Below are 11,802 nucleotides of genomic sequence, written 5' to 3' on the forward strand. Positions count from 1 at the left end.
CTCTACCGCCTGTCAGACCGACTAGGCTCAGACAATTCCAAGCTCGCTCGAGGTCCTATCGATGACTCAAGAACCACTTGTTCGCGAAGCAGAGGTGGCCGCATTCCGCGACGCCGTCTTGACCAAACTCACTTATGCAGTGGGTAAAGACCCGGATCACGCCTTCGACCACGACTGGTTCGAAGCCATTGCCCTGGCCGCGCGGGATCACATGGTCGAGCACTGGATGGACCACACGCGGCAGATCTACCGCAAAGGCCAGAAGCGCGTTTATTACCTCTCCCTGGAATTTCTCATCGGCCGGTTGCTCTTCGACAGCCTGAGCAACCTCGGCCTGCTCGACGTGGCCCGCGAAGCCCTGACCGAACTCGGCGTCGACCTTGAGCGCATTCGCTTGCTGGAGCCCGATGCGGCCCTGGGCAACGGCGGCCTCGGGCGTCTGGCAGCGTGTTTCCTGGAAAGTATGTCGACCCTTGGCATCGCCGGTCATGGCTACGGTATTCGTTACGAACACGGCTTGTTCCGCCAGGCGATTGTCGACGGCTGGCAACAGGAGCAGACCGAACACTGGCTGGATTTCGGTAACCCGTGGGAGTTCGAGCGCCCGGAGGTGGTTTACCCGATCGGTTTCGGCGGCAGTGTCGAGACCGTGACCGATGAAAACGGCAAGTCCAGGCAAGTCTGGCACCCGGTGGAAACCGTACGGGCCATTGCGTATGACACGCCGGTGGTCGGTTGGCGCGGGGCAAGCGTCAACACGCTGCGTTTGTGGCGCGCACGGGCCATGGAAGATCTGCATCTGGAGCGTTTTAACGCCGGCGACCACCTGGGCGCCGTGGCCGAAGTGGCCCGGGCCGAAAGCATCTCTCGGGTACTGTACCCGGCGGACAGCACCGAGGCCGGCCAGGAATTGCGCCTGCGCCAGGAGTATTTCTTCGTCGCCGCCTCATTGCAGGATCTGCTGCGCCGCCATCGCAACATGCACACCTCGGTGCTGACCCTGGGCGATCACGCTTCGATCCAGCTCAACGACACCCACCCCTCGATTGCCGTGGCCGAACTGATGCGGCAGCTGGTCGACGTCTATGATGTGGCGTGGGATGCGGCGTGGCAGGTCACCGTCGATACGCTGTCCTACACCAACCACACGTTGCTGCCCGAAGCGCTGGAAACCTGGCCGGTCGGCTTGATGGAACGCATGCTGCCGCGGCACATGCAGATCATTTACCTGATCAACGCCCAGCACATCGACTCCCTGCGGGCCAAAGGCATCCACGACTTCGACGTGCTGCGCGCGGTGTCGCTGATCGAGGAAGACAACGGACGCCGTGTGCGCATGGGCAACCTGGCGTTTCTCGGTTCCCACAGCATCAACGGTGTGTCCGGGTTGCACACGCAACTGATGCGTCAAACGGTGTTCTCCGAACTGCACAAGCTCTACCCGGAGCGGATCAACAACAAAACCAACGGCATCACCTTCCGCCGCTGGCTGTATCAGGCCAACCCCGAGCTGACCTCGATGCTGGTCGATACCCTCGGGCCCGAAGTGCTGGATAACCCGGAACAGCGTTTGCTCGCCCTCGAACCGTTCGCCGAGAAAAGTGCATTCCGCAAGGCGTTTGCCGAGCAACGCCTGCACAGCAAGAAAGCCCTGGCGTACCTGATTCATGAGCGGTTGGGCGTGGCGGTCAACCCGGCGGCGATGTTCGACGTGCAGGTCAAGCGGATCCACGAATACAAACGCCAGTTGCTCAACCTGATGCACACCGTGGCGTTGTACCAGGCGATTCGCGCGGAACCTGAAATCGACTGGGTGCCACGGGTGAAGATCTTCGCCGGCAAGGCGGCCGCGAGTTATCACCAGGCCAAACTGATCATCAAGCTGACCAACGACATCGCCCGGGTGGTGAACAACGACCCGACCGTGCGCGGCTTGCTCAAAGTGGTGTTCCTGCCCAATTACAACGTCAGCCTGGCGGAGAGCATCATTCCGGCGGCGGATTTGTCCGAGCAGATCTCCACCGCCGGGTTCGAAGCGTCAGGCACCAGCAACATGAAATTCGGCCTGAACGGCGCGTTGACCATCGGCACCCTGGACGGGGCCAACGTGGAAATGTGCGACCGCATCGGCGCCGAGCACATGTTCATCTTCGGCCTCAGCGCGCAGCAGGTGGAAGCGCGCAAGCAGAACCATGAGTTCAACGCCACACCGGACATCGCTGCGTCCCATCGTCTGAACGATGTGCTGCAAGCGATTCGTGGCGGGGTGTTCTCGCCGGATGATCCGTCCCGTTATGCCGGGTTGATCGATTCGCTGGTGGACTACGACCGCTTCCTGGTCTGCGCCGACTTCGATTCCTACTGGCACGCCCAGATGCGCGTCGAAGCCCATTGGCACGATTCGAAGGAGTGGTGGCGTTCAGCGGTGTTGAGCACGGCACGGATGGGCTGGTTCTCGTCGGACCGGACCATTCGCGAGTACGCCACGGAAATCTGGAAGGCATTGGAGTAGTTTTACGCCCGTATTGCCGGGCTTGGTCGATATACTATGCGTCACCTTCATCCCCTGTGGGAGCGGGCTTGCTCGCGAAAGCGGACTGACATTCACTATCAATGGTGAATGTGATGTCCGCTTCGCGAGCAAGCCCGCTCCCACTTTGGGTTTGTGGTGCAGATGCAATCTGCTGTCACACTGGATTCCGGGTGTCTGGCCACTAGACTGAACCAGACGCTGTACCACCCGGACTTGCCCCACGATGGGGCCGCTTAGGGATATCGACCATGCAATGGATGTTCATGCTGATAGGGCTGGTGCTCGGCTGGATACTCGACGAGTCATTCAGCGATGCGCTGTTGGGGGCGTTACTCGGATTGGGTGTCGGCCAGGCCCTTCGCATGGCTCGCATGGACTCGCAGGCCGTCGAGCAGCAGCGTTTGCTGGAACAGGCGCAGGTCGCGCTGCACGCGGTCGAGCAACGGCTGGCGCTGCTCGAAGCATCGGGCGCCAAGGCTTCGGAAGCCCGCGAACCGCTTGTCTCACCTGAAACCATCCTCGATGAAGCACCTGTCGCGGCCCAGGATTTGCTCTGGGAACTGCCGCCCGAACTCGAACCGATCACCACAGCGACCACCGAAACCAACCGTTCGCAGCCCGCCGATGCCTGGAAGGCCGAGACGACCGCTCGCCAGTCACAACCACCTGTCCCCCCGCGTGGCCCGAACCTCATCGATCGCGCCATCAGCCGTGCCCGCGCCTGGTTGTTCGGCGGCAATACCGTGTTGCGTGTCGGCGTGGTGCTGCTGTTCCTCGGCCTGGCCTTTCTGCTGCGCTATGCCACCGAAGGCGTGGTGGTGCCGGTTGAATTGCGTTACGCAGGTGTCGCGGCGGCAGCCTTGGGGTTGCTCGGGCTGGGTTGGTGGTTGCGAGCGCGCAACAGCAGTTATGCGTTGATCCTGCAAGGCGCCGGGATCGCCGTGTTGTACCTGACGGTGTTTGCCGCGATGCGCCTGCATCCGCTGCTCGACCCTTCGGCGGGGTTTGGCCTGCTGGTGGCGGTGACGATCTGTTCAGCAATTCTGGCCCTTACCCAGGACTCCCTGGGGCTGGCCGCCGCTGCCGCACTGGGTGGATTCGCCGCGCCGCTGCTGGCCTCCACCGGCGCCGGCAGCCACGTCGCGCTGTTCAGCTACTTTGCCCTGCTCAATGCCGGCATCTTCGCCATCGCCTGGTTCAAGGCCTGGCGGCTGTTGAATGTCATCGGGTTCACCGGCACCTTCGGCATCGGTTTCGCCTGGGGTCTGCGCTCCTACTCGCCGGAGCAGTTGTGGAGTACCGAGCCGTTTCTGATTTTGTTTTTCCTGATGTACCTGGCCATTGGTTTGCTGTTCGCCCGGCGCAGGCTGCTGGAGATGGGCGATGCACCGGCAGAGGACAGTCGCGAATCGCTGCTGCAGTGGTCGGTGCGCAAGGGCGACTATGTCGACGGCACGCTGCTGTTCGGTCCGCCGCTGGTGGGTTTCGGCTTGCAGTTCGCCTTGGTGCAGCATCTGGAGTTCGCAGCGGCGTTCAGTGCCTTGGCGCTGGGCATGATTTACATGGGGCTTGCCCGCTGGCTGATGGCCGGGCGCACGCTGTTGCTGGGGGAAACCTGCCTGGCCCTGGGCGTGATCTTCGCCAGCCTGGCGATTCCGCTGGGGCTCGATGCACGCTGGACGACAGCGGCATGGGCGGTGGAAGGCGCGGGGATCTACTGGCTCGGCCTGCGCCAGCAAAGGCCCTTGGGCCGGGCGTTTGCCTTGCTGCTGCAATTGGGCTCGGCGCTGGTGTTTCTCAGCCAGCTGCACGACAGCGAAAGCAGCCTGCTCGGCGGTGTACCGCTAGGTGCGCTGTTACTGGGCGTCGCGTTGCTGTTCAGCTTCTACCTGTTGCGTAAAGCCTTGCCGGAACAGATCAGGCCTTGGGAACTGAAAGGCCTGCCAGTCCTGGCGTGCCTCGGGCTGGCGTTTCTTTATTTGCTGGCACCGTTGTTTTTCTTCAGCCACGGCACGGTGATCAGTTGGGCCTTGGCCGGGGCGCTGACGTTGTTGGTTGGCGTGCGCCTGCCATCGCGCACCTTCGTGTTCACCGCGCTCGCTGTGCAACTGTTGGGTGGCGCGCTGTTCCTGGCGACGGGGCCGCTGTTCAGTGAAGGGCTGAATCCCTTGGCTCATGCTGGATTCTGGGCGCCGCTGGTGCTGGGGCTGGCCGCGATGGTCGGGGCTTGGCGTTTGCAGATTGGTCATGTGCGTGGAGCGTTGGAAGGGCTGGGTCTGTTGCGATTGTCCCAGGCGTTGCTGGTATGGGGTGCTGGCTGGTGGGCATTGGCCTGGGTCATCGAAGTGCTGCATTTTGCGCCGCTGCCGACGCAGGCGACTTTGTTGTTGGGCATCGCTGCCGTGAGTGTGGCGCTGTGGGCGGTGTTGGCGCTGCGCCTGAAATGGCCGTCACTGGGTGTGCTCTGCACGGCGTTGATTCCCGCTGCAGCGTTGGTGCTGCTGGCGGCCTGGCACTCGCGTTATCACCCGGCGGCCAACGTCGGCTGGCTGGCGTGGGCCGCCGTGTTCGTGGTGCATTTCATGTCCCTGCGCCGCTTGGCACCCATGCTGCCGGCGCGGGTGACGAGCGTCGCCCATGTGCTCGGCTGTTGGCTGTTGATGGGTGTGCTGGCTCTGGAGCTGCGTTATGGCTTGCTGGTGTTGTCCGAGCAATACAACGCCTGGCGCTGGTTGGGCTGGGCGATTCTGCCAGGTCTTTATCTGGTGTTGATGGCGGCACCTCGCGCGTGGCCGTGGCCGGTGTCGGCGTATCCGCGCGAATACCGTGTATACGCCGCCGCGCCGCTGGCGTTGTTGATGCTCGGCTGGTTCTGGCTGGCGAATGTCGCCAGTGACGGCAACGCCGAGCCACTGCCTTACGTGCCATTGATCAACCCGCTGGAGCTGGGCCTGCTGTTTGCGTTGTTCGGCGTCTATGTCTGGTCCCGCAGCGCCATGACACAACTGGCGGTCCGCGAGGATTACGCCGTTATCGCCACGCAAGGGGTCGCGGGTGCCTCGCTGTTCGTGTTCTTTACGGCATTGGTGATGCGTACGGCGCACCACTGGAGCGGGGTGCCGTTCGAGCTGGACCTGTTGCTGGCGTCGATGCGGGTGCAGGCCGGCCTGTCCATCGTCTGGACCTTGATGGCCCTGAGCCTGATGATCGGCGGCCATTTGCGTCGCCGCCGCGAAGTCTGGTTGATCGGCGCGGCCTTGATCGGTGTGGTCGTGGCCAAGCTGATCTTTGTTGAATTGAGTAATCGCGGCGGGCTGGCGCGGATCGTGTCGTTTATCGGTGTCGGTGTGTTGCTGCTGGTGGTGGGTTATTTCGCCCCGTTGCCGCCCAAGCGCGCCGAAGCTGTGCCGGATATCGAGAAACCGGTCCCGGAATCCGAAGGAGTGTCGTCTTGAGTCAGAAGCTGAACCTGGGTTGGCTGGGCGCTGTTGCCATGGGCGTGGTGTTGTCGGCGGTTGCCCAGGAAAAACCGGCGGACTTCACCACCCAAGTGCCATTGTCGGTGGCGGGCGAAGGCCCCTGGTACCGCCTTGAACTGCCCCTGAACGTACAACTGAATGCACGGCAGGCTGACCTGAGCGACGTGCGTGTGTTCAACGCCGTGGGCGAAGTTCAGGCTTACGCCTTGGCCCGGGAGTCGGCGCGGAGCAATGAAACGCGCACCTTGACCGAGGTGAAATGGTTTCCGCTGTACAACTCGGTGGACGCCACTGAAACCGCGCCGAGCGTGCGGGTGCAATCGAACACCAACGGCACATTGGTCCAGGTGCAGCCCTCCAGTCAGCTGGAGGCGGGTGAGGAGGAGCTGCGCGGCTGGTTGCTCGACGCTTCCGCCATCAAGGCGCCGTTGCAGCAATTGATTCTCGACTGGACCAGCGAGCGCGACGGCTTCCAGCGTTTCACCGTCGAAGCCAGCGATGATTTGCAGCATTGGCAGTCCTGGGGTGAAGGGCAGGTGGCGCGCCTGACCTTTTCCGACGAGCGGGTCGAACAGCATGAAGTCAACCTGCCGGACCAGTCGGCGCGCTACCTGCGGTTGCTGTGGATCACCCCGCATTCGGCGCCGACACTGACTTCGGCGCAACTGCAGAGCGCCAGTACCCGCAGCCTGCCGCTGCCGTTGGTCTGGTCCCAGGCATTGGCCGGCAGCAGCGTGAAGGCGGGTGAATACACCTGGCAGTTGCCGATGGGGCTGAATGTCGAGCGGGTGCAGGTCGAGTTGAGCCAGCCCAACAGCCTGGCACCGGTGAGCCTGGCCGGCCGGCGCGACAGCAGCCTGCCGTGGCAGTCGTTGGGCAGCGGTTTGCTCTATCGCCTGACCCAGAACGGTCAGGATGTGGTGCAAAACCAATTGCAGCTGTCTGGGCAAATCGTCCAGCAATTAAAACTGACCGTGGACGAACGCGGCGGCGGCCTGGGTGATCAGGCGCCGACGCTGAAGTTTGCCGTGCGCGCCACGCAACTGGTGTTCCTGGCGCGCGGGCCGGGGCCTTACACGTTGGTCGTGGGCAATACGACGGCGAAGGCGGCGAACTTGCCGCTGTCGACGCTGATTCCGGATTACAGCCCGGCGAAGCTCGCGACTTTGGGCCGGGCCATGGTGGATGTCGGGGCGGTGGTCTCGAATGCATCGACAGAGAAAACGCTGGCGACGACGGACACCCAGTGGAAGAAGTTCGGCCTGTGGGCGGTGTTGTTGCTCAGTGTCTTGTTCCTGGCGGCGATGGCGTTCAGCTTGTTGCGCAAGCCACCAGCCAAGTCCTGAAGAAAGCCGGCGCTGCGCGCCATTCGCGGGCAAGCCCGCTCCCACAGGTATTGCGCTGTCCTTGTGGGAGCGGGCTTGCTCGCGAAAGCGTTCGCCCAGTCACTGAAAATGCCGAAATGACCGCAGTTCCCAGGCTCGCATCCAGCCCATTTCCTACTACGCTCATCCCCGCGCATGAACTCTCTTCAGCCGATCACGTCTGATAGGAGGAAATGCGCCCCGACTCGCGTTAAACTGCGCGGGTTTTTAGCCCCCCCCATTCCACCGGAGCCTTCCATGTCCCGCGTTACCTTGAGTCGCTATTTGATTGAGCAGACCCGCAGCAACAACACTCCTGCCGATCTGCGCTTCCTGATCGAAGTGGTGGCGCGTGCCTGCAAGGAGATCAGCCACGCCGTATCCAAAGGCGCCCTGGGTGGCGTTCTGGGCAGCATGGGCACTGAAAACGTCCAGGGCGAAGTGCAGAAGAAGCTCGACGTTATCTCCAACGAAATCCTGCTCGAAGCCAACGAATGGGGCGGTCACCTGGCCGGCATGGCGTCCGAAGAAATGGACAATGCCTACCAGATCCCTGGTAAATACCCAAAAGGCGCCTACCTGCTGGTATTCGACCCGCTGGACGGTTCGTCGAACATCGACATCAACGCCCCGGTCGGAACCATCTTCTCGGTACTGCGTTGCCCGAACGAATACCTGAGCCAGAACGAACCTTTGAATGAAAAGGCCTTCCTGCAGCCAGGCACTCAGCAAGTGGCCGCCGGTTACGCGATCTACGGTCCACAGACCATGCTGATCCTGACCCTGGGCGACGGCGTGAAAGGCTTCACCCTGGACCGTGAAATGGGCAGCTTCGTCCTGACCCACGAAGACATCACCATTCCTGAAAGCACCCAGGAATTCGCCATCAACGCGTCCAACCAGCGTCACTGGGAAGCCCCGGTACAGCGCTACGTCGACGAGTTGCTGGCAGGTGAGACCGGCCCGTTGAAAAAGAACTACAACATGCGCTGGGTCGCCGCGATGGTGGCCGACGTGCACCGCATCCTGACCCGCGGCGGTCTGTTCATGTACCCACGCGACAGCCGCGAGCCGTCGAAGCCGGGCAAACTGCGCCTGATGTACGAAGCCAACCCGATGTCGTTCCTGGTGGAACAAGCGGGCGGCGCGTCCACCGACGGCCACCAGCGCATCCTCGACATCCAGCCTGAAGGCCTGCACCAGCGTGTTGCGGTGTTCCTCGGTTCGAAAGAAGAAGTTGCCCGCGTCACGGCTTACCACAAGGAATAAACCATGACCGCGCCCTGGCAGCCGTTGCTTGATTGGTGGTTCGGAAGTTCCGGGTCAGCGAGCGAAGTGGCGGCGCAGAAGGGCAAGTTATGGTTTGGCAAGCGCGACAGCCAGGACCTCGAAGCGCGTGAGCGTTTCGGGGCCCAGGTCGAGCAGGCACTGGCCGGCGGATTGACCGAGTGGATGCAACGTCCCGAAGGTTGGCTGGCCCTGGTGCTGTTGCTCGATCAAATCCCGCGAATGATCTTTCGCGATACTCCCAAAGCCTTTGCAGGCGATCTCCGGGCGCAAAAGCTGGTAGCCCAAGGCATTGCTGCGGATTTCGATCGGCAGTTGCAGCCGATTCAGCGGGTGTTCATCTATCTGGTATTCGAGCACAGCGAGAACCTCGCGGTGCAGAACGAAGGCGTCTCGCGCTATATCGAATTGGTGGCGCAGCAGCCTGAAGGTGACCGGGCGTTGTTCGCAGATTACCTGGACTATGCCGAGCGGCATCAGCGGGTGATTGCGCAGTTTGGGCGGTTTCCCCATCGCAATGCGGTGTTGGGAAGGGAGTCTACGGCTGAGGAGTTGGCGTTTCTCTCCAAGCCGGGGTCGAGGTTCTAGATCTTCATTGCTGCTGATGCCGTCTTCGCGAGCAAGCCCGCTCCCACAGGGATCTTTGTTGCACTGGAGATCTACTGTGGGAGCGGGCTTGCTCGCGAAGAGGCCCGCTAGTGCACCTCAAATCCTGAAGCTACCAACCAGCTGCTTCAACCGCGCCGCCTGCCGCTCAAGATCGGCACACGCACGCAAGGTCGACTGCAGGTTCTCCACACCTTCCTGGTTCAGCGTGTTGATCTCGGTAATGTCGACGTTGATCGACTCCACCACCGCCGTTTGCTCTTCAGTGGCGGTGGCGACCGACTGGTTCATGCCATCGATCTCGCCGATGCGCTGTGTCACGCTGCCCAGGCGTTCGCCCGCCTGGTTGGCGATACCAACGCTGCTTTCGCTCTGGCGCTGGCTGTCGGTCATGATGCCCACCGCTGCCCGGGCGCCGACTTGCAGCTCTTCGATCATCGTCTGCACTTGCTGCGCCGAGTCCTGGGTGCGGTGAGCGAGGTTGCGCACCTCATCGGCCACCACGGCAAAACCACGGCCGGCTTCACCGGCGCGGGCCGCTTCGATGGCTGCATTCAGTGCCAGCAAGTTGGTTTGCTGGGAGATGCTGGTAATCACTTCCAGAATCTGCCCGATGTTGACCGTGTTGCTGTTGAGGGTTTCGATGTTGCCGCACGAGTCGCTGATCTTGGCCGACAGCTGTTGCATCGCCGCGATGGTTTTATCCACCACCTGTTGACCGTCTTCGGCCAGGCTGCGGGCATCGCTGGAATGTTGCGAGGCGAGGGCGGCGTTCTGGGCGATTTCCTGGGCGGCGGCACCGAGCTGGTTGATCGCCGCGGCCACGCTGCTGGTGCGCGAGGCTTGCTGGTCTGAGTTGAACATCGACGAGTTCGAGGCGGCGACTACCCGCAGCGCCACTTCGTTGACCTGGCCGGTGGCCGAGGACACTTCGATGATCGAGGTGTGAATGCGCTCGACGAAGCGGTTGAACGACAGCCCCAGCGCGCCGAATTCGTCGTGGCCGTGAATGGTCAGGCGTTTGGTCAGGTCCCCTTCGCCTTCGGCGATGTCGTGCATGGCGCGGCCCATGGTCAGCAGCGGCTGCATCAACAGGCTGATCAGCATGCCCAGCAGCACAATGATGATCACCACGGCAATCACCATGGCAATGATCGCCGAGGTGCGGAATTCGCTGAGCATCGAGAACGCGGTGTCCTGGTCGAGCACCAGCGCCACGTACCAGTCCGCCGATGGCACGCCGTTGACGTGGGTGAAGGAGATGAACTGGCGTTTGCCGTCGATCTCGACTGCTTTCATGCCCGGGCTGACTTTCGGCACTCCGTTGGGGTAGGCCTCGGTCAGGTTCTTGAGTACCAGCTTGCTGTCCGGGTGAATCAGGATCTTGCCGTCGGCACCGACGATGAACGCATGGCCGTGACCGCCGAAGTTCAGCGAGTTGATGATCGCACTGACGCTGGACAGGTCGATGTCGGCACCGGCGACACCGATCATCTGGCCCTGGTGCTGCACCGGGGTAGCCACGGTGATCACCAGTTTGCCGGAGGAGGCGGCGATGTAGGGTTCGGTGACGATGGTCTGTTGCGCGCTATTGGCCGCCTTGTACCAGCCACGGGCGCGCGGATCGTAGTCCGCCGCGCGGTTGCCCGCCGGGACCGAGAACATCACGCCGTCGGCGCCACCGAAGTAACTCAACTGGAAGTTGCCGGTGTAGGCGGGCAGGTCGATGATCCGTTTCAGGCTGGCGGGAGAATTGCCATCGGCAGAGACCTGTTGGGCCATCGACTGCAGCAATTGCATGCGGCTTTCCAGCCAGGTCTGGATGTTGCTGGTGGTCAGGCTGCCGAGTTCCTGCATCGAGGCTTCGGTACTGTTGCGCAAGGTTTCGCGCTGGCGATAGTCGTTGAACAGGATGAAACAAGCGAATGCGACGGCCACCACGAGGGCGGCAGCCAGCAATATCTTGTGGCTGAACTTCATGTTTCTGGTCATGGATGAGCTACCGCAGAGGGGCTGTTCTACAAAATGGGGAGCAAATGCCACCGACGTGGCTTTGCGTTGCATTTATGTCGACTGAACGGCGCCAAAGATTAGCGGAATCTCTGAAAAACGACGAAATGCTCGGTAAACAGGCAAAGTGGCTGATTTTCGGCAAAAGGTAGACGAGTGGCCCGATAAATAGCCTGCCGGGCAGGGAACCTGACAGGGGTTTTCTCTTCTAAGCTTCAGCTTGGCAGCCATGCCAATCCCCTACGCCCCCGGAGTTTCACCATGTCGTTGCGTTCCATCGCCCTGCTTTCGTTCTGCGTATTGCTCGCTGCCTGCAGCAAGGTCAATCAGGAAAACTACTCGAAGCTCTCTGCCGGCATGGCCAAGGCCGACGTGGAGACCCTGTTGGGCAAACCCGCCGATTGTTCAGGTGCGCTCGGCATGTCCAGTTGCACCTGGGGCGACAAGAACAGCTTTATCAGCGTGCAGTTCGCCGGTGACAAAGTGCTGATGTTTTCCGGCCAAGGCCTGAAGTAAACCGGGG

7 protein-coding genes and 1 pseudogene are annotated in these 11,802 nt (G+C 61.9%); 6 read left to right on the forward strand and 2 right to left on the reverse strand.

The window, feature by feature from the left end; genetic code table 11:
* The first annotated feature begins 61 nt into the window (after nt 1-61).
* From AC3IT6_RS01535 to AC3IT6_RS01555, 5 genes are all read left to right on the forward strand, one after another.
* Entirely contained in the window at nt 62-2,512 is a 2,451-nt protein-coding gene (locus AC3IT6_RS01535) for a glycogen/starch/alpha-glucan phosphorylase (protein WP_489354066.1), read from the forward strand.
* 269 nt (nt 2,513-2,781) lie between these two features.
* Complete coding sequence (locus AC3IT6_RS01540) at nt 2,782-5,988, forward strand: DUF2339 domain-containing protein (RefSeq protein WP_489354067.1); 3,207 nt, start codon at nt 2,782-2,784, stop codon at nt 5,986-5,988.
* On the forward strand, nt 5,985-7,358 hold the full coding sequence (locus AC3IT6_RS01545) for a DUF3999 domain-containing protein (RefSeq protein WP_489354068.1): 1,374 nt from the start codon (nt 5,985-5,987) through the stop codon (nt 7,356-7,358). The genes AC3IT6_RS01540 and AC3IT6_RS01545 overlap by 4 nt, the downstream gene beginning before the upstream one ends.
* A 276-nt stretch (nt 7,359-7,634) precedes the next feature.
* Entirely contained in the window at nt 7,635-8,645 is a 1,011-nt protein-coding gene (locus AC3IT6_RS01550; protein WP_223446438.1) for a class 1 fructose-bisphosphatase, read from the forward strand.
* Between the two features lie 3 nt (nt 8,646-8,648).
* Entirely contained in the window at nt 8,649-9,251 is a 603-nt protein-coding gene (locus AC3IT6_RS01555; protein ID WP_489354069.1) for a DUF924 family protein, read from the forward strand.
* 117 nt (nt 9,252-9,368) lie between these two features.
* Here the strand turns inward: AC3IT6_RS01555 and AC3IT6_RS01560 are convergent, their stop codons facing one another.
* Both AC3IT6_RS01560 and AC3IT6_RS01565 read right to left on the reverse strand, forming a co-directional pair.
* On the reverse strand, nt 9,369-10,133 hold the full coding sequence (locus tag AC3IT6_RS01560) for a methyl-accepting chemotaxis protein (protein WP_411740587.1): 765 nt from the start codon (nt 10,131-10,133) through the stop codon (nt 9,369-9,371).
* 141 nt (nt 10,134-10,274) lie between these two features.
* A pseudogene (locus tag AC3IT6_RS01565) lies at nt 10,275-11,333 on the reverse strand (cache domain-containing protein); the annotation flags it as partial.
* Between the two features lie 207 nt (nt 11,334-11,540).
* Between AC3IT6_RS01565 and AC3IT6_RS01570 the strand changes: the two are divergent.
* Entirely contained in the window at nt 11,541-11,795 is a 255-nt protein-coding gene (locus AC3IT6_RS01570; RefSeq protein ID WP_007975531.1) for a hypothetical protein, read from the forward strand.
* The last annotated feature ends 7 nt before the right edge of the window (nt 11,796-11,802 follow it).

Source organism: Pseudomonas sp. KH_017, from assembly GCF_057840285.1.

Excerpts from the sequence above, each read along its gene's own strand:
- AC3IT6_RS01535 (WP_489354066.1), top strand. The coding sequence starts at position 62 with ATGACTCAAGAACCACTTGTTCGCGAAGCAGAGGTGGCCGCATTCCGC.
- AC3IT6_RS01540 (WP_489354067.1), top strand. The coding sequence starts at position 2,782 with ATGCAATGGATGTTCATGCTGATAGGGCTGGTGCTCGGCTGGATACTC.
- AC3IT6_RS01555 (WP_489354069.1), top strand. The coding sequence starts at position 8,649 with ATGACCGCGCCCTGGCAGCCGTTGCTTGATTGGTGGTTCGGAAGTTCC.
- AC3IT6_RS01560 (WP_411740587.1), bottom strand. The coding sequence starts at position 10,133 with ATGTTCAACTCAGACCAGCAAGCCTCGCGCACCAGCAGCGTGGCCGCG.
- AC3IT6_RS01570 (WP_007975531.1), top strand. The coding sequence starts at position 11,541 with ATGTCGTTGCGTTCCATCGCCCTGCTTTCGTTCTGCGTATTGCTCGCT.
- AC3IT6_RS01550 (WP_223446438.1), top strand. The coding sequence starts at position 7,635 with ATGTCCCGCGTTACCTTGAGTCGCTATTTGATTGAGCAGACCCGCAGC.